A 24,129-nucleotide genomic window follows, 5' to 3' on the forward strand; every position below is an offset into this window, starting at 1 on the left:
CCAGCAAGTCTGCTTATATGCACCGTTCTGCCATTTCGTTTAGTGTACTAGCCCTCCTGGCCAGTTGCAGCCATCGTTCCATGCCAGTCCAGTCCTATACCGTCGAACCGGGCGTTTCGCAGACGCTGGCTCAGACCCGGCGGCAAACGATCAGCGCCCCCGCCTACCAGCTATCGTTCGACATTCCGGCGCAGAAAAACGAACCCATCCCGGCCACGGAAACCATTTCGTTCGACTGGAAGCCCACAACCGACCCGCTGTTGATCGATTTCAAAGAGTCGCGCGATCACCTGCACCAGTTGACGGTCAACGGCGACACCACAGCGATTGTCTTCGCGAACGAACACATCCGAATCGAACCGGCGCGGCTGAAGGCCGGACGCAATCAGCTTACGATTCAATTTACGGCGGGGAATCTGTCACTCAATCGTAACGACGAATACCTGTACACGCTGCTCGTCCCGGATCGGGCTCGCACCGTATTTCCCTGCTTCGATCAACCCGATCTGAAAGCCACGTTTGCCCTCACGCTGACGATCCCGGAAAACTGGGTCGCTATCGGTAACGCGCAGGCGCAGGCATCGACCTCGGCGGGTACCCGCAAGACGATCCGCTTTGCCCCGTCCGACGTGATTCCGACCTACCTGTTTTCGTTTGTCGCGGGTAAATTTACGGTGGTGACGGAGAACGCAGACAAGCGGCCGATGACGCTGCTTCACCGCGAAACCGACCCGGTCAAGCTAAAACTCAGTCAGGATTCGCTGTTTTCGCTGCATGCGGGGGCGCTCCGTTTTCTGGAAGACTATACCCAGCGCCCCTACCCCTTCGCCAAGTTCGACTTTGCCGCCATTCCTGATTTTCAGTACGGCGGCATGGAGCATGTCGGTGCTATCGACTACAAAGCGTCGGCGCTGTTTCTCGACAATGGAGCCACGCGCGATCAGAAACTGGCGCGGGCGTCGGTAATCGCCCACGAAACGGCGCACATGTGGTTTGGCGACCTGGTGACGATGCGCTGGTTCAACGATGTGTGGCTCAAGGAAGTGTTCGCCAATTTTATGGCCGACAAAGTCACGGCGATCACGATGCCGGAGGTAAACAACGACCTGAAATTCGTCATCGATCACCTGCCGGCTGCCTACGCCGTCGATCGCACCGAGGGGGCCAACCCGATTGGTCAGCCGCTGGCAAATTTACAGGAAGCCGGATCGCTGTACGGGGGTATCATCTACCACAAAGCCCCGATTATGATGCGACAGCTGGAAGCCCTCATCGGTGCCGACAACCTGCGCGACGGCCTGCGGGAATACGTTCGGACCTACGCCTTCGGCAACGCCACCTGGAACGACCTGATTACGATTCTCGACAAACGGACGCCCGCCGATCTGGTTACCTGGAACAAAGTGTGGGTCGAACAGACGGGCCGGCCGGTGGTGTCGTCTCAGCTTACGCAACAGGCCGGGCGCGTCGGTACGCTAACGGTAAAGCAAGTAGGAGAAGATGGCTCAAAGCGCGTCTGGCCGCAGTCGTTCGAACTGGCGTTTGTGTACCCTGATCGCATCGAGGCACTGCCCGTCAGTCTCACGTCGGCGCAGGTAAACGTACCCGAAGCAACTGGTAAAGACATACCGTTGTTTGTTGCCCTGAACAGCGACGGACGCGGGTACGGTCGCTTTTCAGTCGACACGACGATGCTGGACCGACTCCCCATACTGAGCGATCCCGTCAGCCGGGCTGCGTCGTATATCAACCTGTACGAGAACATGCTGGCGGGGCAGGCCGTGCGCCCGGCCCGACTGGCTACCGTCTACCGCTCGCTGCTGGCGACGGAAACGGACGAACTGAACCTGCGCTTGCTGACGGGTCAGCTATCGGACATTGTCTGGAATTTCACCCGCCCCACCGACCGCCTGGCGCTGGCCGGGCAGGTAGAACAGGCAAGCTGGCAGGCGATGGAACAGGCTATAAATCCGGGACAATCCAGTCCGGGACAATCCAGCCCGGGACCATCCAGTCCGGGACTAAAGAAGGTGCTGTTTCGGCTGTACCAGAGTGTGGCCCTGTCGACAGATGCACAGCAGCGGCTCTACCAGATCTGGGACAAGCAGCAGGCCCCCACCGGCGTTACACTCACCGAAGACGACTACACATCGCTGGCCCTCTCGCTGGCCGTCCGCGACTACCCGGCCCCCGACATTCTGACGCGCCAGCTGGCTCGTATCAAAAACCCCGACCGGCAAAAGCGGCTTCAGTTCATGATGCCCGTCCTGTCGGGCGACGTTGCCGAACGCAACCGTTTTTTTGCCTCACTAGCCGACGAGAAAAACCGCGAACACGAAGCCTGGGTAACGGCGGCATTAGGCTACCTACACCACCCGCTGCGGACGGCAACGTCGGTAGCGTATCTGCCGAAAAGTCTGGATTTGCTGGACGAGATTCAGCGGACGGGCGACATCTTTTTCCCGGAGTCCTGGCTCCGGTCGACCCTGTCGGGCTATCAGACACCCGATGTCGCACAATTGGTTCGTCGTTTCCTTGCCGATCGACCGCACTATAACACCCGGCTGCGCAGTAAACTACTCCAGGCAGCTGATACACCGTTTCGGGCCAGTAAACTGCTGTATCAGGGTCGACCATAAACACAAAAACGCCGGACATACCGTCCGGCGTTTTGCAAAATACTCCTTCTGATAAAACTATTCGTTTGCGGCTTCAGCAGCAGCCTGTGCTTCCAGTGCTTCGATAGCCGACCGGTTTTTATCGCCGTATTCGTCGCGCTTCTGCTCGAAGTACGTAAATATGTTTGTAACGGCGTCTACGTTGTCAGCTACTTTGCCGTGCATCTCGCCGAGGTTTTTTTCCAGAAACGAGTCGTTCAACCCATTCATGTTATCTACCTCAATTTTACCGATCTTTTCGATCAGTGCATTCTGACTATTCTGCAAATCTTCGAGTTCACGAACGATTTTGTTCATCAACTCAAACTTCTGTAGTTTATCCATTGTCGAATTCGTTTGAATCGTACTTGTTGATTGCATTACCTAACCGCTGTCGGAAATAAAGGTTTTTAATTTTGTCTATAATATCCTCCCCCAGCGGGTACAACGGCCGATTAGCTGCCGTATCGAACTTGAGGTAAAGAACCACAAATTCCTCATTTACAGAAGACTAGTATACACAATAATGCATCTTCGAATTTTCATATTACTATTATTTATCAATCTATAAATTAAATCAATTTGATCGATAGTTTACCTACTCGTAGCTTTGGCATAGTCAACCAACCCCCTTTATGACGACACGCCACACTCATTTTATAGTCGTTTATATACGCAGAAATTACGCCCTGCAACGCGTACGAGTGCTGGCTTAGTCGGCACGACAGCGCAGGAGTTTATGCCCCGACCGGACTGTTGATAATGCCGGTCAGTGATCGGCATCTGCCCCCCTGACTTGATCAGTAAACACCATCCTGTAACTTGTACGACCCACGCCGATCGCCCTATGTTCGGCGTTTTTTTTTACTGGTTAGTCGTTTTTAGGTAATCAAACGTAACTGACGTAACTGGTACGCTTATCTGAAACGCGCACAAGCGGGTCATACGATAGAAACAGTATACCGATTGAAAGTTGAATACCGGGAATACCGTAACTTAACCGTTCCTACTTTTGCTAATTCACGTATGACTGGTGAACAGACGCTCCTCAACGATGGACGCCCTGACCAACTGGCTCGCATGCATGTTGCCCTTCAGGCGGCCGCGATCGGCACCTGGGATCTGGATATAAAAAATCAGCAGGTCTGGTGGGATGACCATTGCAAGCAACTGTACGGATTTTATCAGAACGACATCGTACCGTATGAGCAGGTGCTCCGCTACGTTCATGCCGACGACGTAGCAACCCTTGACAAAGCTGTTCAGTGGGCACTCACCCCCCAGTCCGCCGGACACTACGACTGTCAGTTTCGAACGATTGGTGCGGAAGATGGGCAACTGCGCTGGCTCCACTGCCGGGGGCAGGCGTTTTTCGATGAGATGGGCATCCCCTATCGCTTCTCGGGCATTGCGCAGGACATCACACAACTGGTTTTGGCCCGACAACAAACGCAACGCAGTGAACAGCGCTTTCGCAACCTGGTTTACGACTCCCCTACGGCAACGGTTGTTTTTATGGGGCGCGACATGGTTGTTCAGGCGATCAACGAACCCATGCTAACCATCTGGGGTAAAGACGACGCTGTGTTGGGGAAATCGCTGCACGGCGCAATGCCCGAACTGATTGGTCAGCCTTTTCTGGAACTGCTACAGCACGTATACGACACCGGCGAAGCGTACCACAATCCCGAAGGTAAAGCGGCTATCGTGGTCGATGGAAAGCTGGAGGAATTCTGGTTTAGCTTCTCCTATAATCCTCTGTACGATGATAACGGCCAGATCTATGGCATCATCAACACGGCCGTCGATATCAGCGAGCAGGTAACAGCCCGCCGTCTGCTAGCCGCCAACGAAGCACGCCAGACCTTTCTATTAACGCTCAGCGATCAGCTAAGGCCACTGCTCGACCCGGCACAGATGCAGTACCGGGCCGCCTGCCTGCTCGGCGACTATGTCGGGGCCAACCGGGTAGGGTATGCCGAAGATCAGGGCGACGGGATAGCCTTCATAGCGGCCAACAATTATGTAAACGGAGTAGCCCAGATAACCGGTTACTTCCGATACACCGATTTTGGGCAACCCCTGGCCGCCGATCTGCTGGCTGGCCGTACCGCCGTTCAGCCTGATGTCGCTCAGGCAACTTCGCTCAGTGAGACTGAGCGAAAGGCTTATCGGTCGTTGCAGGTAGGGGCCGCTCTGAACAAGCCGTTACTGAAAGACGGACGCCTGCTGGCGGTCATGTTCGTGCATCACCAAGACGCACATGCCTGGTCGCCGGATGAACTGACGTTGCTGGACGAAACGGCGGAACGAACCTGGGAAGCGATCGAGCGGGCACGGGTCGAAGCCGCATTGCGGCAACGCGAAGAACAATACCGGGCCTTGTCGCAGGAACTGGAGGAGCGGGTACGGTCTCGAACCCAGGAACTGGAACTGGCGAATCAGGATCTGGAGCGATCCAACGACAGTCTTCAGCAGTTTGCCTACGTAGCCAGTCACGATTTGCAGGAACCGCTGCGCAAAATTCAGGCATTCTGTTCGCTGCTGGAACAGCAAATCAGCGATCAGCTCACTGACACCGGCCGACACTACATCGAGCGAATCACCGATGCCAGCGCCCGCATGTCGACGCTTATCAAAGACCTGCTGGCGTTCTCCCGTCTGTCGATCCGACAACAAACGTTGCAGTCCGTTTCGCTAGATAGCGTGGTGAAAGACGTGTTGAGTACGCTCGATTGGGCGGTCAGCCAGCACCACGCGCAACTCGACGTCACGCCGTTACCCGTCGTCAATGGCGACGAGATGCAGTTGCGGCAGTTGTTCCAGAACCTGCTGTCGAATGCCCTCAAGTTTACCCCAGCGGGGCAGTCGGCGCGGGTTGCCATCCACAGCATGGTGAAACCCCGTCGTGAATTACCCGACCACGTAAAGCCGACCAGCGACGCCCACTTCTTTCATCAGATCTGCATTCAGGATGCGGGCATCGGCTTCGACGAGAAATACCTCGACCGGATTTTTCAGGTCTTCCAGCGCCTGCACAGCAAGAACGACTTTCCGGGTACGGGCGTCGGCCTGGCCATCTGTCAGCGCGTGGTCGAAAATCATGGTGGGGGCATCACGGCCGAAAGCAGACCGGGCGAGGGCGCTACGTTTTACGTCTACCTGCCCGCCTGAACCGCTTTTCGCAGGATGGCGACGCACGCGTCCAGTTCAGCCTCCGTACTCGACGCAAAGCCCAGCCGGGTGCTGTTGAACCGCCGACCGGGTAGGTCATGACTCAGCCCATCGGCCAGCGACAGGCCGTGTTTGTGCGCCCGTTCGACCACCGCTACCGGATCTATGTCGGACCGGAACGTAGCCCACACGGCCAGGCCCCCATCGGGTTTGGTAAACCGGACCTCGTCGGCCAGTTGATCGGTTAGCAGCGCGCAGACATGATCGCGCCGGGCGTGGTACGTTCGTAACGCTTTCCGGAAATGCCGCTTCAAGTCGCCGTTTTTCAGCAGTTGCCCAATGGCAAATTCAAGCATGGGGTCGCCCTGCCGGTCGATGATGCGCCGGAGCCGGGCCAGTTCATCGATCAGGTCGGTCGGAGCCACGACATAGCCGATCCGAAAGGCTGGGGCAATTGACTTGGTCAGCGATCCGACGTAAACGACCATCCCCTGCCGGTCGGCGCTAGCCAGCGGTAAGATGGGCCGACTCAGGTAGTGAAAATCATAGTCGTAATCATCCTCCACAATGGCAAAACCCCAGCGTTCGGCCAGTTGCAGCAGCCGAATCCGCCGGTCGGCCCGCAACGTAACCGTTGTTGGGTAGTGGTGATGGGGCGTTACGTACACCATCCGCACCGGCTGTTCCGCGCATAGCCGGGCCAGTGCGTCAACGTCCAGCCCCTGCTCATCGACAGGAACGGTGTATACGGTAGCCCCCGCCTGCCGGGCATTCATAGCGGCCCCCGCCCAGCTACTTTCGCCCATCACGAACACATCGCCAGCCCGTAGCAGCACCTGTGCTGTCAGGTGCAGCCCCATGATGCTGCCGCGCGTAATCAGCACGTTGTCGGGCGTAATTTGCAGACCACGCGTTTCGTTGAGATGCTGTGTCAGCTGTTCGCGCAGCAACGGATGGCCTTTGGTATCGCCATACCCAAAGTGCCGTTGCGGATCACCCCAGCGGAAATACGACCGGTACGACCGGCTCAGTTCATCCATCGGTGCCAGCCGGATATCGGGAAACCCATCGTCGAGCCGAAGTCCGGTCAGCGACGTCATCACGGGTCGTATCAGGTGCGGCCCCGTCGCAAAGGCATAGCCGGGTGTCTGCCGATTGCCGACGGGCTGCGCTGCGGGTAGGGCGTTCTCTGCCGACGCACTGGCTGGCAGCGACTGGGGTCGAGCCTCCTGAACATGCGCAGCCACGTAGGTACCACTACCCGGACGACTGTCGAGCCAGCCCTGTGCCAGCCCTTCGTCGTAGGCAGCCACGACGGTCTGGCGATGGATGCCGAGCAGGGTAGCCAGTTGTCGCGTACCCGGCAGCCGCTGCCCCGCCGGTAGCGTTCCGGTCCGAATCAGCTGGAGCAACTGATCGCCGAGTTGGATGAATACGGGCACCGACCGGGCCTTGTCGAGGTGAATCAGGGATTTGTAGGGTAGCACAACCGGACCAGTATGTTTTCAAAAAGCGGACGATCTGACTAGTCCGGTAAAGATCGAGGTTTGTCCTGATTTAACCATTCATCGCTATGCAAACCGCTCGCACGACCCCCAGCCGTCTGGCCAAACGCGCTCACTACGACGCCGACACGATCCATCCCATTCTGGACGAAGCCCTCTTCTGTACCGTCAGTACCGTAATCGATGGGCAGCCGTTTGCCCTGCCCACCGCCCACGCCCGCCACAACGACAAGCTGTACATCCACGGCTCGGTAGGCAGTCATTTTATCCGGGCCATCGAACACGGCGCGCCGGTTTGTATTACGGTCATGCTGGCCGACGGACTGATTCTGGCCAAATCGGCATTTTCACATTCCGTCAACTACCGATCGGTGGTGGTGTTTGCGCAGGCCGAGAAGGTGACTGACGAGGCCGAGAAAATGCAGGCGCTGGCCCTGATCACCGACCACATGGTACCTAACCGCTGGGACGACCTTCGCCCGACGACAGACAGCGAGTTGCGTAAAACGACCGTGCTCGCGTTTTCACTGGCCGAAGCGTCTGCCAAGGTGCGTACCGGCAACGCCAACGACGATGCGGCCGACCGCGATCTGCCAACCTGGGCGGGGGTAATTCCGCTGAAGACCGTGCAGCTACCGCCCATTCCCGCCGACTATAACACAGCGTCGCTACCGGCTTATCTAAGCGCCTAGCACCGGTATTCAGCGAATGCACTCAGGACAGCAACGGGGTCGCTGGTGGCTCCGTTGCCGATTCGTGCCTATTTTGGCAACAGTCAGGCCGATCCGTGCCCACCGACTGATTGAACCGCAGCCATTCCCAATGACCATTCGCCCCTGTCAACCCACCGACTACGAACCGTTGCTCACTGTCTTTCACAAGAGCGTACCACACGCCTTCGCCCCGGAGGAAGCCGCCGATTTCAGTGATTTCTTACGTACCAACACCGACCCCTATTTTATTGCCGAACTGGCCGGGCAGGTGGTGGGCGGCTGCGGCCATTGCCTGATTACCGACACGACGACCGCCCGCATCGGCTGGATATTGAGCGATCCCGACCACGCAGGATCAGGTATCGGTGGCGCACTGTTACGCCATAACCTGTCGCTCATTGCCCAACACGCTGGCATTCAGCTGATCGAGTGTCGTACCTCGCAGGTCGCTTATCGTTTCTTCGAAAAATTCGGGTTTCAGCTTCAGTACACACAACCTGACTTCTGGGCACCCGGTCTCGATCTTTATTTCGTCAGTCGACCCAATGAACCAACCACTCACCCCTGAAGCCGGGCTCCGGACCCTACAAGCCCACTCGGCCGAATTTATCAGCCTGTTTACACACGGTAGCCTGGTTGTCGAATACTACAAACCCGATCAGGTCGACAAGCAACAACCACACACCCGCGACGAAGTGTATGTCATCACCAGCGGCACCGGTACGTTTGCGCTGGCCGGTCGTCAGATGACCGTCAAACCGGGCGACCTGCTGTTTGTACCGGCGGGCGTCGAACACCGCTTCGGCCCATTTACCGACGATTTTGCCACCTGGGTGCTGTTTTATGGGCCTGAGGGTGGCGAAAAAACGTAACTTCTTTTCGCATCGTAACGACACTACCCAGTATGGCCAACGAACATCAGTATGCCGTCACCACGACCTGGACGGGAAACACCGGACAGGGCACCTGCTCGTACAAAGGCTACGAGCGAAGCCACACGATTTCGGTGACGAACAAGCCCGACATTGCCGGCTCGGCCGACCCTTCGTTTCGGGGCGACCACACGCGCCATAATCCCGAAGAGTTACTCGTAGCTTCCCTGTCGACCTGCCATATGCTCTGGTATCTGCACCTGTGCGCCGAAGCGGGCGTTATCGTAACGGACTATGTGGATCGGGCCACGGGCACGATGATCGAAACCCCGGACGGCGGGGGGCGCTTCCGGGAGGTGACGCTCCATCCAGTCGTTACGGTCGCCGACGCCCGTATGATCGACAAAGCAAATGCCCTGCATGAGCCGGCGAATCAAAAGTGCTTCATCGCGAATTCCTGCAATTTTCCGGTGCATCACCGGCCGACCTGTGTATCTGCGTCAACCGAATGAGTCGACGAAGCCTTAGTGGGTTTATTCGGCACTACCGACGCTATTATTTTGTAGTAAAAACAGCGGGTAACCGGTTGGGCATCTCCGTGTCCTGGCTACTACGCGTCGGCTACAGGTCAAAAGCCTGCTCTAAACAAACTTTATGCAATCATACACTACCCCGGAAAGCATCATCCGTATCGAGCGAATGAACCAGCACTTTACCAAATACCACCTGGGCGGTGGCCGGGTTCTTCATCATTTTACGGCCGCCAACGACACCTTGTTTCACGACCACCCCTGGCCCTTCCGGAGCACCATCCTGTCGGGCGGTTACGTCGAAATCGTCGCACAGCCAACGGATGACGGTCGGTTCACCTTAACGACGGTACAGCGCCTGCCGGGCACGACGCACGATGTACAGGCGGGTACGATACACAAGCTGACGAAACTCCTGAAACAGGACTGCTGGACGATGATCGAGCCGGGCAAACCCGAGCGGATGTCAGGCTTCTACAAAGCGGATGAAGACGGCGTCTGGCACCGCTTCTGGAATCAGCGCAAATGGACACTGATCGTCCCCGTTCCCAAACCAGCCTAATTGCAGTTGCCGCTGCTCCGGGAGACTCTACCAGGCATGACCTGGCTCGGGCAACTTCCGGAACAGCGGCACTGTATCGCCCGACCTGCTCTTATTGATACGAAAATGCACTGATGCGCAGTTCGCGTCCTACACGCATTGCACTGGACGACAAACTTGACTCGGTCAACGCGGTCTGGCTATCGGGTCGGCCAAGCGCGTCGAAGGTGTAGCTGTACGTGGTTACACGCCGGTCGGGCCAGCCAGACGCTACGCCACTAAACGACTCGTCGACCTCCGTCTTGTTCACGATCAGGTTTCGGCTGGGTCGTCCCCATAACGCCTTTTCCGGGTCGGGCAGGCCGATCTTCGTCAGGTCATACGCGTAGGTCGTCGTCTTGCGACCAACGGTATTCTGCTCGATCCGCTGCGTGATATTGCCATCAACGATTGTTTGCTTCACCGTAGCATTGGGCCCATCCTGCCGGAAGGTCATGTAGCCATCCTGGTCGTAGGTGTTGTAAGTGGTCGTATAGCCCTGACTATTTAGCTTGTAGGTGACGGGCGACAGGGGTGACACACGTCGATTGGTGTAAATGAGTTGATTGTCTGCGTAATCAAGCGAAACATCGCCCCATTCGTAGGTATAGTCGGGACGGTCTGGGTTTCGGTTTTCAACGTACGTCAGGCGACGCTGGGCATCATACCGGTATACCGTCTGCCCCCGTACCTGGGAGTAGTAGGCGACATCCTGGTAGAAAATAGGCTGGTCCGGACGCACCATCGTTGCATCGGCTTCCAGGTATGAAGCCGTCACTTTTTTTACCAGCACCAGGTCCTGCGGATCGGGCGGACTGAGTGCGGGTTCCTTGCTGCATGCGCCCACCAGCAGGGATGCGGTAACCAAAACGAGAAGAGCACGAAACGCGACTAACTGCATACAGAAAACGGATTAAGTTGAACAGATACGTTAACCAATAGATACTGATTACACCCATACGTTGCGGGCTGACCGCAAGTTTTTTTTTCGCGTCTACCGATTACCTACGTGGGCGATCAGCACGATTCATTGACCTACCACCATGAGCCAATCTATACGCTGGTTTATCCTAAGTACGCCCCTGCTGGCCTTCGGCTCACTTTGGCCGCACTTGCCAACTCGAATCGTGATTCATTCGGCCAATGCCGACAAATGGGTAAGCCGCGAAGACTTCGGAGGCATTGTTGTCGGAACAACGATGAGCGTCGCCCTACTGGCCTACGGGTTGCTGCAAGTACAGTCAGCATTTCAACCTTTCTCCCAACGCGAACTCAATAAAGCCTATTCGACTATCGCTATCGGAGCTGCCCTGATTGGTTTTGTCGTGCTCGGGGCTGGCATTGGGGGGCATTGACGACAGGTCGAGACTATGGGAAAAGGTACACTAAAGCGTAGATAAGTAGTCAGGGCACTTTCGTTTTGAACGAGCCATTCTGGAAGTAAACGGTTTCAGCCGCGTCGGACGTAGCTTGCCGACGATTGTCGCGCACCAGCGTAACCACGAAAGTGCCTTCGATATCGCCCCCTTGTGCGTCGTACCGGGTGATCCTGATCGTACTCGTCTGTGTTACATCGGGTTGATACTGATCCCGGAGTACGTCGCCCCCAATCAAGGTCACAAAGCTCACCCCTGCTTGCCTGGGATTTACGGCGCAGGGCTGACTCATCGACAGCGTGTATACGCCAACCGCCGGCGGCAGCCTGGTGAAAGTAAGTACCTGATCCCCGCAATAGCCAGCACAAGAAGCCGGTGCCAGTAAGCGCGCTTTGGGATAAGCCAGCTTATTCTGAATCATCAGATTGACGGTATTCAGGCTACAGGAATCGCTCGTATTTTTCCAGGCAGTCGAAAAACCACTCCAGGCCTGCCCGTTCAGGGTCGCCGTTGCATCCTCGCCGACCAGGGGATCAGGCGTATGGGTCGAGCAGCCTACCAGCCCAACCAATAGAATCGAAAACCAGTTGCTCGTCTTCATCGGTGTGTTTTTTCTGGCTAGACCTGAATCAGACGGGAAGCGTTGGAATACATAGTGAACGCGTGTTCGCGCAGTATCAATTACCTTTTCGTTAGCGCAACGATAGACGTTCTGATTGGTCATAACGCCGATCGATGACTGACAAACTAAACGCTACGCAACTGATGCTACGATCCCTGTCTCTATCAATTGTCCTCGTCATAGGCATTTGGGCCTGCCAGGACTCCCCGCCACCACAACCCAATCGGTTTCGACTTATAAAGACGCAACGCATATACGATTTTCTTGATCTGGACCCAGCCCGGTTTGATACCACTACATTCACATATCAGTATGACGATGCAGGCAAACTAATAAGCGCCACGAATACTTTTGTCTCAGTTCATCTTTCGAGCTATATATCGACCTTTCGCTACAACGACCTGAATCAATTAGTCGAAGTAAAATCACTTCGTGACAAGGATACGTTCCCTAGTTATCCGGATGCGTCTCCAGGCACGATAATTACATACGAATATGACAAGCCGGGGAATATCACTGCGATAAATGTGTACACCATTCAGTCAACGGGTTATCGATTTTTAAAAGAGGAGTATAAGCTCGCCTACAATGAAGGCAAAAAACCGGCTTCGCTTTCCTGGAAATTCAACTATGGCTCCCAGTTCGACCCGTATCGCTATGAAGACTACGTATTTACCTACGAGAATGATAACATTACCAGTATGGCCATAACGGCTAACCCAGTGCGATCAAATGGTTACAAATCAAGCACCTATACCCGAGCACTACGTTACGACAACAAAATCAATCCGTTTTATCAGTTGACAGGCGTACCCCTTTTCTCGTACGATTATATTGCCAATCTCAGCAAAAATAATCTACTCGTAAACGACGAAGTTTATTCGTATGACAGAAATAATTTACTCGTAAAATCCACAAATACAAACGGCAAAATTAGTACTACTTATTTTTACGAATCCTATTGAAATCATCCCGGACAGCAGGCGCTTTCACGAACTACGTAACGCCAGTAAATTAACTCCTAATACGAGTAGCGATTGCTAGCGACCAAGACAAATCGCATGCTCGGTAGCGAGCTTAGTTGCCTTCACGTGTCCATCTGTCACTATCACCGACTCGCAGCCGATTTTTTTTGCATAAGCCTTGACACTGGTTCACAAAGAGGGGTCAGCAATAGGCAACTGTAGGTAGGTGCGTAAGTAATTCTACTTCTACTTGCGCTATTGCCTTCTACCCTATGCAACGACGTACGTTTCTGAAACAGAGTGCGGCCACCGGACTGGTAGCCCTGGTCACCCCTACCGGCATTCTTCAGGCCAGTCAGACTACTGCTTCTGCGGATGAATTAGCCACCGCCTTTGCCCAACCGCCCATGTCGGCCCGTGCCCATACGTGGTGGCACTGGATGAACGGCAACGTGACGAAAGACGGTATCACCCGCGATCTGGAAGCGATGAAAGCCATCGGTCTGGGCGGGTTTCAGAATTTCGACGCCGGTACGGGCATTCCCAAAGGACCGCTGGTGTACCTAAGCCCCGAGTGGCTTGAGCTGAAAAAACATACCATTCGGGAAGCTCAGCGGCTGGGGCTGGAATTTACGATGCACAACTGCCCCGGCTGGTCGTCGAGTGGCGGGCCGTGGATCACACCCGACCGCGCCATGCAGCAGGTGGTCTGGAGTGAAACCAGCCTTACCGGCGCTCAGGTCGTAACAGCGTCGTTGCCCCAGCCGCTGACACGATTGGCTTATTACCAGGACATCCGGGTGCTGGCCTTTCCGGCCCTACCCGGCGAAGAACCGTTGACTACGCTGGTCGAGAAAATCAAAACGGGTACAGCCGACGGAACACCCGATCAACTGGCAACCGGCCTGTCGATGCAGCCGGGTGAAGGGGGTACCAGTTCTGTCCTGATCGTCTTCAAGCAACCGTACAACGCCCGGTCGCTGTCGTTTATCAGTCAGCCCATTGCCGGCGCACCGGCCCCGGAACCAGCAGCGGGAGGCAGCATGGCGTTCGGCCGGGGCGGTACGCCGTTCACGCTGGAAGCCTCCGTCGACGGGGTTACGTTCCAGCCCGTCGCAAAGGGAGCATTTGCTACCGCCCCGGAGCCCGAACCGCAGCTGCTTGAATTTACGTCGACGGGTTACCGGTATTTCCGGCTGGTATCGGCAGCCGCCCGGCAGCTCACGCAAATCCGCTTTTCGAGCGTCCCCCGCCTGACCGACTGGCGTAAAAAAACCAACGACCGGTTCAACAACACCCCACCCCCACCCGCCGAAGCCGTACCAGTCACGGACACGATCCGCCCCGATCAACTCATTGACCTGACCGGCCGGGTCGATAAGCAAGGCACGCTCCGTTGGAATGCACCGGCGGGCAACTGGACCGTGCTGCGGATTGGCTTCACCCCCATCGGAACGCTCAACCGGTCGGCGTCGGACACCGGTATCGGCCTGGAATGCGACAAGTACAGCGCCGACGCCATTGCGTTTCACCTGGACAAGATGATGGAGCAGTTGCTGCCTACGCTGGGGCCGTTGACAAAGACTGGTACGGTGGGCCTGCTGATCGACAGCTACGAAGTCGGGATGCAGAACTGGACCGCCCGCTTCGCCGACGAATTCCGGCAGCGGGCCGGGTACGATCTGACAACCTACCTGCCTGCCCTGACGGGCCGCATCGTCGACAGCGTCGATACGACGGAGCGGTTCCTCTGGGATTTTCGCCGGGCGCAGGCCGACCTCATGGCTGATGCCTACTATGGTCAGTTTCGCACGTTCTGCCAGCAACACGGGATGGTGGCTTACGCCGAACCGTACGACCGTGGACCGATGGAGGAGATGCAGATCGGCAGTCGGGTCGGTGCGAACATGGGTGAATTCTGGAACGGGCTGTCGTCCATTTTTCAGAACAACTGGACCATGCGCCGGACCACCAAACTGGCGGCTTCCATCGCCCATACCAACGGGCAGTCGATTGTCGGGGCGGAAGCGTTTACGGGCGAACCCGAATCGGCCCGCTGGCAGGAATACCCGTTCGGCATGAAAGCCCTCGGCGACAAGATGTTTGCGCAGGGCCTGAACCGAATCGTCTTCCACCGCTACGCGCACCAGCCCCACCCCACCGCCCGGCCGGGCATGACAATGGGGCCGTGGGGTATCCACTTCGACCGGACCAACACCTGGTGGCCGGTGGGTCGGGCGTGGCTCGACTACATTGCCCGCTGCCAGTACCTACTGCAACAAGGCTTGTTCGTCGCGGACCTGGCTTACTTTGCGGGTGATGATCCGGGCATTTACACGCGCGTCAGCCCCGACGAACTAACACCAGCTCCACCCGATGGCTACGACTACGATCTTATCAACGGCGAAACGCTGCTGACCAGAGCGACCGTCCGGGCAAACCGGCTCACGCTGCCCGACGGTATGAGCTACCGACTATTGGTATTGCAAAACCCCGACGCAATGACGCTACCGCTGGTCCGCAAGCTGCGCGACCTGGTCCGGCAGGGGCTTTGTCTGGTTGGGCAACCACCCCGCCGGACGCCGGGCCTGAACCGCCCGCCCGCCGACGAAGCCGAATTTACCAGCCTCGTTGCCGAACTCTGGAGCACTGACAGCGCACCGAACGACCGCACCGTAGGCAATGGCCGTGTTGTCCGGGCGATGCCGCTCGCTACGCTACTGGCGCAACTGACGACTCCACCAGACATACAGATTTCGTCGCGATCGGGCGACGCACCGATTACGTGGCTACACCGGCGCGTGGGCGATGCGGATGTGTATTTTTTGGCCAATCAGCGCCGGACGAGCGAAGACCTGGTCTGCACGTTCCGTGTGCGCAACCAGCAACCCGAACACTGGAACCCGCTCACCGGGCAAACGTCCCCCCTCCCCGTCTACGAAACCGCCGGGGACACCACCCGCGTCGCGCTGCGGCTCGATCCGGCGGGGTCGGCTTTCATCGTCTTTCGGCAACCCGCCGGGCGGGCGCTTACATCCGTTCGCCACAACGGGCAGGCGATACTCAGCACGACGCCGTTTCCGGCAAAGCCCCGCACCCTGTTTCCAGCCGTTGTCAACAACTTTACGATCAGCCTGTGGGCCAAGCCTGAACTGAACATCATGCTGGGCACCCGCAACTTCATGGACCATATTGCCGACCCCTGGACCGACTATTACGCGATCTATCCCCCGTCAGGTCGGGATCTGTACGGCGACGGGCACGAAACGGCGGGGCTGACCATCGGGCGAAACGGCGTGGCGATCTGGCAGCGTGGCGCAGGCAAACCCGTGCTGACGCTGGCGGCTCCGGCGGCTCTGTCGGGCTGGAGTCACGTGGCCGTCGTGTACCGTGCGGGTATTCCGGCAGTCTATGTCAACGGCCGGCTGGTACAGACCGGCAAGGAAGCGGGTAAAGCCGTGCATCCCGGCGTTGGACCGGCTTACCTGCGCGAGGGTGCGTCGTTCTACAACGGCGACATGACCATACCCCTGCTCACGCCCTCGGCGCTGACCGACGCGCAGGTTAGTCAGCTAGCGACCCAAGCCCGTCCGGCTCAACCCACTGACTTGCTTATCGCTCCATCCGGGCATAGCAAACCAGCCTTATTGCTTGGTCAGAACGGTACGTACACCACCGTCGACACGTCGGGGAAGGCGGTTACGTTGCGAGCCGCTGCCCTGCCCCCAACCCTTCCGCTGACGGGACCGTGGCAGGTGACGTTCCCGCCCGATCTGGGCGCACCGGCTCAGCTTACGTTGCCCAGACTCATCTCGCTACACCTGCACGCCGACAACGGTGTCCGGCATTTTTCGGGGACGGCCACCTACCAGCACACATTTACTCCCCAACCTGTAGCGAACACCAGCGGACAACGGTATCTGCTGGACCTGGGGCAGTGCGAGGTGATCGCCGAAGTGATCGTCAACGGCCATGAACTGGGCACGCTCTGGAGTCGCCCCTACCGCATCGACATCACCGACGCCCTGCGGCCCGGCGCAAACGAGTTGCTCGTGCGGGTGACGAATCTGTGGCCGAATCGACTGATCGGCGACGAACAGCTTCCCGACGAAGCCCGCTACACGCCCGGCGCGGGGGGAAGCGGCTTTGCCAGCCTGAGCGGTGGTGCCATCGAAGCCCTGCCCGACTGGTACAGAAACGGGCAACCAAAGCCCCCCGGTGGCCGGATTACGTTTGCGACCTGGAAGCATTACACCCGCGACTCACCCCTGCTTGAATCCGGGCTGATCGGGCCGGTTCGTCTGCAACTGGTGCAGCAACTAAACGTGTAGCCGCCGGGTAACTTTCCGGCTAATTTCGTAGATTTGACGTGCTGTTTGTCAAAAAATGTCCGTCCGGTTTATTGCCATCTGCCTGTTTGCCCTGCTGCTGTGCCATTCGCTGGCGCAGTGCATCGTCGGCGTGGTCGACTGGTGGCAGGCGGAACACGATCTGTCCGAACGGCTGACAGTCTACCGGTCGACGGATAGTTTGCTGGAATTTCAGATTGTGCTGAAAACGCCGACCGACGGCCGCACGCTGGCCCGTACAACCGAAGATGGCTTTCGCTACCGGGGTCGTGAGTACGGCGTTGTCAGTCTGGACATCCGCAACGACACGCTGTTCATCGCCGGCCTTGAAGCCAGTCGTAAGTCGTTCTGGCCCGCCGATCTGCTGACGTTTCTGGACAAACACATCAGCACGGCGTCCGACAACGGCGCGCACAAAGCGAATTCGCTGCTGAAACTACTCCTGAAAGAGTACTCCCCCAGCACCCGGCTGACAATCCCAGCGCCGGGTCTGGGTCGGCTGGTGGCAATCCGCATCCCGGAGCCCGTTATGTGCTACGCAACAACGGCGCTCATCGTCCATTCCCCCCCGCCAGAATCATTCGTTTTGTAAGTTGACCTCACGATTAGCCTGGTGATGTAGCCTGGACCACCAGGTCCGGGTGGGCGCGGAGCGACCAAAAAGGCTACCGCCTGCGAGAGTTGGCCTGACGGCCACCCGGACCTGGAGGTCCAGGCTACTCTGTACAGCTAGGCTAACCGTGAGGGTCTGTTTTCCCTTCTCAAAACGAATGTTTATTCATGAAATACTTCTTCCTCAGTGCCGGTCTGGCACTGTCGCTGACGGCATATGCCCAGTCGCCAGCCAATCGAAAAGCCACTCCCGACACCTTGCGTACGCAAACCCTCGACGCCGTATCGGTCGAAGGTCGGCGCATGCCCATTACCGAATCGCTGCCCGACGTGAAAGGCACCTACCTGCTGGCCGGGAAGCGTAGCGAGATCATCGCCGTGACCAACCTCGACGCGAACATCGCGCAGAAATCAGCCCGGCAGGTGCTGGCCCGTATTCCCGGTCTGTTCGTCTACGACATGGACGGCACGGGCAATCAACTGAATATTTCCACGCGCGGCCTGGATTCGCACCGGTCGTGGGAGCTGAACATCCGGCAGAATGGCGTTATCACCAACTCCGATATGTACGGCTATCCCGCCAGCCACTACTCCCCGCCGATGGAAAGCATCGAACGGATTGAACTGGTACGCGGTACAGCCTCACTGCAATACGGCGCTCAGTTTGGCGGCATGATCAACTACACGACCAAGCGGGCCGATACCACCCGACGGTTTGGCTTCGAAAGTATCAACGCAGCCGGTTCATTTGGCCTGCTGAGCACCTACAATGCGATCGGTGGGCGCATGGGCAAGCTGACGTACTACGCTTACTACTACCGACGCGGGCAGAACGGCTACCGGCAGAACAACCGCAGCGATTCGGAAGCCCAGTTTGTCAGCCTCGATTACCAGGCGACACCCCGACTCAAGCTGACGGCCGAACTGGGACGGTCGACGTACCGGGCGCAGGTACCCGGTCCACTGACCGACGCGCAGTTTGCGCAGGACCCACGGCAGTCGACGCGGGCGCGCAACTACTTCAGCCCCGACATCTACGTGCCGTCGCTGCGGCTGAACTGGCAACTGTCGGACCGGACCAAACTGTCGGCTACTGTTTCGGCCGTGCTGGGCACGCGCAACAGTGTGCTGATCGATGCCTTCGCCACGGTGCTCGATACCGTCAACCGGCAGACGGGACAGTACCGCAACCGGCAGGTCGATCAGGATCAGTTCAACAGCTACACGGCTGAAGTGCGGCTGCTGCATCAGTACACGGTGCTGGGCATTCCGGCAACGATGGCCGTGGGCGTGCAGGGTATGAACAACGACCTGCACCGGCAACAGCTGGGCGTGGGTACGACCGGCACCGACTACGACATGACACTGGTTCGTCCCTTCGTGCGCGACCTGCACTACTACACCCGCAACATCGCCGGTTTTGCCGAAAGTCAGTTTCACCTGACACCCCGCTTCACCGTATCACCGGGTATCCGCGTCGAAAACGGGCAGACCGATATGCGCGGTACCATTGCTTATTACGACCCCGCCAACCTGCCCCGCGACATTGCCCACCGCTTCGCCCTGCTGGGTATCACCGGGCAATATCGACTGTCGCCCACGGTGCATGTGTACGGTGGCTGGTCGCAGGCGTACCGACCCGTGGTGTTCAAGGACATCGTACCGTCGTCGACTTACGAACGAGTAGCCAACAACCTGCTCGACGCGCACGGCTACAACCTCGAAGCCGGCATTAACGGCTACTGGTCGGGGCTGCACGCGAACGTCAGTGTGTATGAGCTGCTGTACCGGAATCGGCTGGGCATGATCGTCGGAGCCGACGCCGACGGGACGGCCTACGCCCTGCGCACCAACATCGGCGACAGCCGCAGCCGGGGTGTCGAAGCCCTGCTCGAAGCCGACCTGTTACGAACCGGCCGGGTTCGGCTGAGCGCCTTTACGTCGACGGCTTACCTCGACGCCCGCTACATCAACGGTCGCGTGGCCAACGGATCGGAAAACGCGAGTGTCGTGGGGAACAAAGTCGAGTCGGCCCCGACCTGGACAACGCGCAACGGCTTGACCATTCGCTACCGCACCGTCAGCCTGACGACCCAGTACAGCTACGTCAGCAGTAGCTTCTCCGACGCGCTGAACACGCCGACGCCCACCGCCAACGGGGCACGGGGTCCGGTGCCGGGCTATGGCCTGCTCGACATCAACGCGACCTGGTCGATCGGTCGGCACCTGACGGTTCGGGGAAGCCTGAGCAATGCGACCAACACGCAGTATTTCACGAAGCGCCCGACCATGTACCCCGGCCCCGGCGTATGGCCGTCGGACGGGCGTAACGGCACCATCACCGTCGGCCTGCGGCTGTAACTAATCACGACTACTGTCCCAGTGGCCGTCTGACCAGCCGCCAATGCTGACTACCGTCTACGAAACGGACGCGTCAACATTGGTGGCTGGTCTTATTTTTGCGCCAAATTTATTGCGCCACCTAGTCGGCCACGTTTACTTCGCAACTCATCCACTACCGTCGACCATGTTTCGTTTCACCCTGATTCTGACCTTCGTTAGCTTCGTGCTCTGTCGGGCCAATGCCCAAACCAGTGAACCGATTCAGTACAGGATTACACAACCCGCCAACGTCGACCTGACACTAACGGGCACGCTGACCATTCCCGCCGGGTCGCCCAAAAACCGGGCTGTTGTGCTGATCGTCGGCGGTACCGGGCCTATCGACCGCGACGGTAACAGCAGCTACGGACTCACGGGCAACGCCTACAAATTACTGGCCGACAGTCTGGTGATGCAAGGCCTGGCCGTGGCGCGCTACGACAAACGGTTATCGGGCACCAACCGCGCCGATGCCCTGACCAAACTCCCCCAGTCGCCCCTCCCCGACGATTACATCAGCGACGCGGTGGGTTTTATCCGCCTGTTGCAGGCCGACCGCCGATTCAAACAAGTGGTGGTAATGGGGCACGATGAAGGCTCCCTGGTAGGCATGCGGGCCGCCCGACTGACCGATGCCAGCAAGTTTGTCTCCGTAGCCGGGGCCGGTCGTAACCTGGCTGACTTACTGAAAGAGCAACTAATGCCAGCCAACGGCCCCGCCGACGTACGTCAGGAGTTGCTCGGTCTGCTCGACTCGCTACGCGCGGGACAAACAGTACACCCGCAGAGTGTTCAGCTGAAGGCACAGTTTGCCCCCCGGTTTCAGGCGGCTTACCGGGCCTGGATGCAACTTGAGCCAGTCGATGAACTGAAAGCGTTTGGCGGCCCCGTGTTGATTGTGCAGGCGGGGAACGATACGCAGCTCGCGCCCGTCGACGCCCAGCAGTTGCAGGCCGCCCGCCCCGACGCATCGTTTCAACGGTTCGACCAGATGACGCATCAGTTGAAAAACTACGAGGGAACCAGCCTGATCGGCAACCGGCAGACATACAACCAGCCCAGCCTACCCGTTACACCCGGCTTCCCGGCCGTTATCGCTCAGTTTGTCGGCATATGAGCGCAAAGGGCGGTTAAGTTTTAGTCCGTTTCCTCCCGCCCCCTAAAGGGCAGGGTTGTTAAGTTCTGGCCTGTTTACCCCCCAGCCCCCTAAAGGGGGAGCGTTCCGCGAAGAAACTACTCCCCCTTCAGGGCTAACCTTGTAGGGGTTTTGAGCTTTCAAAACCGAGCACTTCGCAAAGGAGCTTTTTTACCCCTAAATCCCCTGAAGGGGACTTTACTCGCACTTAGAAAAAGTCCCCTTCAGGGGATTTAGGGGTAAAAAAGCCTGTCCATAAAGCCAGTTAAGTACAGGACGTGAAACCCCTACAAGATTCGCCTTCAGGGGGCTGGGGGGTGGTTCGACCGAAGTAAACTTGGCTTCTGGTAGTATCAATCAAGAACTTAACAGCCCAGCCCCCTAAAGGGGGGGAACTTCATTTGCGAAATGCTCCCCCTTCAGGGGGCTGGGGGGTCAGTGTGCCAGCGCTTAATGGCCCTGACGACGACGACAGGGCTGGGACAACAAAGCAATGAGTAGTGTAATCACCCAATTGAGCAGGTTCTCAGTTGGCAGAGTAGTGCCGCAGGTAGGCGACTAGTCGTTCGAAATGCTGTTGCTCGTACGGATTTTTCGTCTGCCGGTCCAGCAGGTGCCGGTAGCTGTCGACCAACCCATCGAAGCGCGGGTTGTTGTTCAGCCGGGCCGCAATCAGTCCTTTGTAGCAGCGGTGCGTCTGATTGTAAACATACAGGCAGGGCTGATTCGGCTGCTCGTTCAATAACCGATCGAGGGACGCGAGCGAACAGGCGGACCTCAGAAAATCGAACCCGGCCTGACTAAAGAACGACTCGATCTGTTCGCAGACCAGCGTCAACTCGTCGGACGAATGGATTTTGTAGCGGAAATAGTGAAACCCACTGAACTTGCCGATCGACAGAATGACCGTGTTGGCATCAGCGCGGTATTCGATCGCGTTGTTGAGAAACTGCTGGGCAATCTGTTCGACCTGCTCGTTCCGACAACCGAAATTCACCTCCAGCATGACTTCGTCCTTGTAAAACGTCGTCGACAGTAGTACGTTCTGGAAGCCCGTATCGACCCGACGCCGGTACTGCTTCCGGTCGGAAATGAACGAGTAGCCGTGTTTTGCGAAGAACGGCGTCAGCTGTTCATAGAGTCTTATTTCAAAGGGTGTGATCGTCATGGGCGTCGGTTAAGGCGTACGTTGTTTGTTGATTTGACTATAACGACGTATATACAACTTTGTTTATAATTTATTGACTTATTTTTATAGAAAGTTATGCAGGAGTAGTTGTCCTAACTCAGCGTGGCGTAGTGATTTTTGCACGTTTACGGGCCCTGGGTTGAACTTTTCGCCCAAGGTCGCCGTTTCTCTTCTACACGCACCGACAGGTGTCGTTTCTGGGGACGACCGGAATTGACAGCTTGCAGAGGTCGCGGGTAAGCATGCCGGGAGTTGACGGAATTTCCCGACCCGAACAAATCGTCAAAACAATAACTGGCGAGTATAACTACGCCATGGCTGCCTAATCCGGAGGATTAAGCAATAGCCATCGTCTCCCCAGCCTACGTGCTGCCGGCTGGATCAGGGGGCGTCGACAAGCAGCGCTGGCTCGGATAATGGTGTTGACAACGAGCGAGACAAAAATACCTACGGAAGATGCTAGGTCTGGTCTGCACCGGGCTGATTCCCGACAATCCCAAGTAGACCTAAGCATGTAGAAAGCACGTCGGTTTCCTTGACTGGACGAGAGTTCGAATCTCTCCGTCTCCACAAAAAAACCAAAAACCCGAAATTGACTCAATTTCGGGTTTTTTTTAGGTAGCAGTGTAACCCCGAAGTAGTAAGAGTTATCATTGATTTATAAATAATCAAAATGGATAGAAGGCAATTAATGCTATCAGAGATAGATAACTATTTAGTTGAATTTACCGGTCATATTAAGCAACAAAATGCAGCAGGTAAATATGATATAAACAAGTTAGCAGAGAATAGGGCCGTTGGACTCCTTAACTTGATATACGGATATAAGCTAGAAAACGCTAACAATATTCTCCAAAATAATTTTCCCGCAGTTGATCTAGTTGATGCACACAACGGAGTTGTAATCCAAGTTACAGCTACTAGTGGTACAGATAAGTTTATCTATACACTAGAAAAGTTTATGGAAAATAAACTATACAATACTTATAACCAGTTAATTATATATATACTCACAGACAAGCAAGATTCGATCTATAAAAGTACAGTAGAGAAAATCCAAAAAATACTTGATGGAAAAATCAGTTTCGACTTCAAGACCAATGTTATAGACAATAAAGGATTGGGCGCTATAATTAACGGATTTATAAATATTAAGCAAATAGGAAGTATACATAAATTTCTTGAAAACGAATTTAAAGCAGTAAAAGACAGTAAGATAGAATTACCACAAGATTTAAACTTATTTTCTTCAAATACAGGAAACGATTTCATTGAAAGAACTTCACTCATTGAAGAAATAAATGCAAAATTTCAACGTTCAAATATTGTTTTACTTCACGGAATAAGTGGAATAGGAAAGACAGCTATTGCTAAGAGTGTGTTGGGGAATCTAAAAAGCTGGTAGTCAGGTCAACTTTGTAGCGACCAAGCAACAAAAACATGACCTCTCAGTGGCAACCACTGACTG

Annotated in this window: 19 protein-coding genes and 1 other RNA gene; 15 read left to right on the plus strand and 5 right to left on the minus strand. The window is 56.5% G+C overall.

Features of this window, described 5'->3' with window-relative positions; translation table 11 throughout:
* Positions 1–17: 17 nt before the first annotated feature.
* Positions 18–2,639 carry a M1 family aminopeptidase gene (locus CLV58_RS17135; protein ID WP_106139047.1) on the plus strand — a complete coding sequence of 874 codons (2,622 nt, stop codon included), beginning with the start codon at positions 18–20 and terminating at the stop codon, positions 2,637–2,639.
* A gap of 57 nt (positions 2,640–2,696) precedes the next feature.
* On the opposite strand, the gene CLV58_RS17140 is transcribed toward CLV58_RS17135, so the two are convergent.
* Entirely contained in the window at positions 2,697–3,002 is a 306-nt protein-coding gene (locus tag CLV58_RS17140; protein WP_106139048.1) for a hypothetical protein, read from the minus strand.
* A gap of 681 nt (positions 3,003–3,683) precedes the next feature.
* On the opposite strand from CLV58_RS17140, the gene CLV58_RS17145 reads away from it, so the two are divergent.
* Complete coding sequence (locus CLV58_RS17145; RefSeq protein ID WP_106139049.1) at positions 3,684–5,831, plus strand: ATP-binding protein; 2,148 nt, start codon at positions 3,684–3,686, stop codon at positions 5,829–5,831.
* On the opposite strand, the gene CLV58_RS17150 is transcribed toward CLV58_RS17145, so the two are convergent.
* Entirely contained in the window at positions 5,816–7,318 is a 1,503-nt protein-coding gene (locus tag CLV58_RS17150; RefSeq protein WP_106139050.1) for an aminotransferase-like domain-containing protein, read from the minus strand. The two genes, CLV58_RS17145 and CLV58_RS17150, sit on opposite strands and share 16 nt — an antisense overlap.
* A gap of 86 nt (positions 7,319–7,404) precedes the next feature.
* On the opposite strand from CLV58_RS17150, the gene CLV58_RS17155 reads away from it, so the two are divergent.
* The 5 genes from CLV58_RS17155 (at position 7,405) to CLV58_RS17175 (ending at position 10,013) form a co-directional block, all read left to right on the plus strand.
* On the plus strand, positions 7,405–8,028 hold the full coding sequence (locus CLV58_RS17155) for a pyridoxamine 5'-phosphate oxidase family protein (RefSeq protein ID WP_106139051.1): 624 nt from the start codon (positions 7,405–7,407) through the stop codon (positions 8,026–8,028).
* 130 nt (positions 8,029–8,158) lie between these two features.
* A complete protein-coding gene (locus CLV58_RS17160) occupies positions 8,159–8,617 on the plus strand; it encodes a GNAT family N-acetyltransferase (RefSeq protein ID WP_170108727.1) in 459 nt (152 codons plus the stop codon).
* Positions 8,595–8,921 carry a cupin domain-containing protein gene (locus CLV58_RS17165; protein ID WP_106139053.1) on the plus strand — a complete coding sequence of 109 codons (327 nt, stop codon included), beginning with the start codon at positions 8,595–8,597 and terminating at the stop codon, positions 8,919–8,921. Before CLV58_RS17160 ends, CLV58_RS17165 begins: the two co-directional genes overlap by 23 nt.
* 32 nt (positions 8,922–8,953) lie before the next feature.
* Entirely contained in the window at positions 8,954–9,433 is a 480-nt protein-coding gene (locus tag CLV58_RS17170) for an OsmC family protein (RefSeq protein WP_106139054.1), read from the plus strand.
* Between the two features lie 142 nt (positions 9,434–9,575).
* Positions 9,576–10,013 carry a hypothetical protein gene (locus CLV58_RS17175; RefSeq protein ID WP_106139055.1) on the plus strand — a complete coding sequence of 146 codons (438 nt, stop codon included), beginning with the start codon at positions 9,576–9,578 and terminating at the stop codon, positions 10,011–10,013.
* A 91-nt stretch (positions 10,014–10,104) separates the two neighbouring features.
* On the opposite strand, the gene CLV58_RS17180 is transcribed toward CLV58_RS17175, so the two are convergent.
* Positions 10,105–10,899 (minus strand): hypothetical protein, encoded by a 795-nt coding sequence (locus CLV58_RS17180; protein ID WP_146141458.1) that lies wholly within the window; start codon positions 10,897–10,899, stop codon positions 10,105–10,107.
* A gap of 175 nt (positions 10,900–11,074) precedes the next feature.
* Here CLV58_RS17180 and CLV58_RS17185 point away from each other — a divergent pair, with 175 nt between their 5' ends.
* Entirely contained in the window at positions 11,075–11,386 is a 312-nt protein-coding gene (locus CLV58_RS17185) for a hypothetical protein (protein ID WP_106139057.1), read from the plus strand.
* A gap of 49 nt (positions 11,387–11,435) precedes the next feature.
* Here the strand turns inward: CLV58_RS17185 and CLV58_RS17190 are convergent, their stop codons facing one another.
* Positions 11,436–12,008: a hypothetical protein gene (locus tag CLV58_RS17190; RefSeq protein WP_106139058.1), complete on the minus strand. Its 573-nt coding sequence runs from the start codon at positions 12,006–12,008 to the stop codon at positions 11,436–11,438.
* A 164-nt stretch (positions 12,009–12,172) separates the two neighbouring features.
* On the opposite strand from CLV58_RS17190, the gene CLV58_RS28065 reads away from it, so the two are divergent.
* From CLV58_RS28065 to CLV58_RS17215, 5 genes are all read left to right on the plus strand, one after another.
* Positions 12,173–12,994, plus strand: coding sequence for a hypothetical protein (locus CLV58_RS28065; RefSeq protein ID WP_146141459.1), 822 nt, complete (start codon positions 12,173–12,175; stop codon positions 12,992–12,994).
* Positions 12,995–13,266: 272 nt separating this feature from the next.
* A complete protein-coding gene (locus CLV58_RS17200; RefSeq protein ID WP_106139060.1) occupies positions 13,267–17,325 on the plus strand; it encodes a glycosyl hydrolase in 4,059 nt (1,352 codons plus the stop codon).
* A gap of 55 nt (positions 17,326–17,380) precedes the next feature.
* The gene (locus CLV58_RS17205; RefSeq protein WP_106139061.1) at positions 17,381–17,935 is read left to right on the plus strand and encodes a hypothetical protein; all 555 of its coding nucleotides are present in this window, start codon (positions 17,381–17,383) and stop codon (positions 17,933–17,935) included.
* A 188-nt stretch (positions 17,936–18,123) separates the two neighbouring features.
* On the plus strand, positions 18,124–20,316 hold the full coding sequence (locus tag CLV58_RS17210) for a TonB-dependent receptor family protein (RefSeq protein WP_106139062.1): 2,193 nt from the start codon (positions 18,124–18,126) through the stop codon (positions 20,314–20,316).
* Between the two features lie 166 nt (positions 20,317–20,482).
* The gene (locus CLV58_RS17215; RefSeq protein ID WP_106139063.1) at positions 20,483–21,454 is read left to right on the plus strand and encodes an alpha/beta hydrolase; all 972 of its coding nucleotides are present in this window, start codon (positions 20,483–20,485) and stop codon (positions 21,452–21,454) included.
* Between the two features lie 544 nt (positions 21,455–21,998).
* Here CLV58_RS17215 and CLV58_RS17220 read toward each other — a convergent pair.
* Positions 21,999–22,640, minus strand: coding sequence for a hypothetical protein (locus CLV58_RS17220; RefSeq protein ID WP_106139064.1), 642 nt, complete (start codon positions 22,638–22,640; stop codon positions 21,999–22,001).
* A 220-nt stretch (positions 22,641–22,860) separates the two neighbouring features.
* On the opposite strand from CLV58_RS17220, the gene ssrA reads away from it, so the two are divergent.
* Positions 22,861–23,234: a transfer-messenger RNA gene (gene ssrA, locus CLV58_RS17225) on the plus strand.
* Between the two features lie 100 nt (positions 23,235–23,334).
* On the plus strand, positions 23,335–24,066 hold the full coding sequence (locus tag CLV58_RS17230; RefSeq protein ID WP_106139065.1) for an SMEK domain-containing protein: 732 nt from the start codon (positions 23,335–23,337) through the stop codon (positions 24,064–24,066).
* The last annotated feature ends 63 nt before the right edge of the window (positions 24,067–24,129 follow it).

The sequence above is a fragment of the Spirosoma oryzae genome (assembly GCF_003002825.1).
GTDB lineage: Bacteria > Bacteroidota > Bacteroidia > Cytophagales > Spirosomataceae > Spirosoma > Spirosoma oryzae.

What these genes read in the sequence shown, in the direction of transcription:
- CLV58_RS17135 (WP_106139047.1), top strand. Translation starts at nt 18, where the DNA reads ATGCACCGTTCTGCCATTTCGTTTAGTGTACTAGCCCTCCTGGCCAGT.
- CLV58_RS17140 (WP_106139048.1), bottom strand. Translation starts at nt 3,002, where the DNA reads ATGGATAAACTACAGAAGTTTGAGTTGATGAACAAAATCGTTCGTGAA.
- CLV58_RS17145 (WP_106139049.1), top strand. Translation starts at nt 3,684, where the DNA reads ATGACTGGTGAACAGACGCTCCTCAACGATGGACGCCCTGACCAACTG.
- CLV58_RS17155 (WP_106139051.1), top strand. Translation starts at nt 7,405, where the DNA reads ATGCAAACCGCTCGCACGACCCCCAGCCGTCTGGCCAAACGCGCTCAC.
- CLV58_RS17160 (WP_170108727.1), top strand. Translation starts at nt 8,159, where the DNA reads ATGACCATTCGCCCCTGTCAACCCACCGACTACGAACCGTTGCTCACT.
- CLV58_RS17165 (WP_106139053.1), top strand. Translation starts at nt 8,595, where the DNA reads ATGAACCAACCACTCACCCCTGAAGCCGGGCTCCGGACCCTACAAGCC.
- CLV58_RS17170 (WP_106139054.1), top strand. Translation starts at nt 8,954, where the DNA reads ATGGCCAACGAACATCAGTATGCCGTCACCACGACCTGGACGGGAAAC.
- CLV58_RS17175 (WP_106139055.1), top strand. Translation starts at nt 9,576, where the DNA reads ATGCAATCATACACTACCCCGGAAAGCATCATCCGTATCGAGCGAATG.
- CLV58_RS17185 (WP_106139057.1), top strand. Translation starts at nt 11,075, where the DNA reads ATGAGCCAATCTATACGCTGGTTTATCCTAAGTACGCCCCTGCTGGCC.
- CLV58_RS17190 (WP_106139058.1), bottom strand. Translation starts at nt 12,008, where the DNA reads ATGAAGACGAGCAACTGGTTTTCGATTCTATTGGTTGGGCTGGTAGGC.
- CLV58_RS28065 (WP_146141459.1), top strand. Translation starts at nt 12,173, where the DNA reads ATGCTACGATCCCTGTCTCTATCAATTGTCCTCGTCATAGGCATTTGG.
- CLV58_RS17200 (WP_106139060.1), top strand. Translation starts at nt 13,267, where the DNA reads ATGCAACGACGTACGTTTCTGAAACAGAGTGCGGCCACCGGACTGGTA.
- CLV58_RS17205 (WP_106139061.1), top strand. Translation starts at nt 17,381, where the DNA reads ATGTCCGTCCGGTTTATTGCCATCTGCCTGTTTGCCCTGCTGCTGTGC.
- CLV58_RS17210 (WP_106139062.1), top strand. Translation starts at nt 18,124, where the DNA reads ATGAAATACTTCTTCCTCAGTGCCGGTCTGGCACTGTCGCTGACGGCA.
- CLV58_RS17215 (WP_106139063.1), top strand. Translation starts at nt 20,483, where the DNA reads ATGTTTCGTTTCACCCTGATTCTGACCTTCGTTAGCTTCGTGCTCTGT.
- CLV58_RS17220 (WP_106139064.1), bottom strand. Translation starts at nt 22,640, where the DNA reads ATGACGATCACACCCTTTGAAATAAGACTCTATGAACAGCTGACGCCG.
- CLV58_RS17230 (WP_106139065.1), top strand. Translation starts at nt 23,335, where the DNA reads ATGGATAGAAGGCAATTAATGCTATCAGAGATAGATAACTATTTAGTT.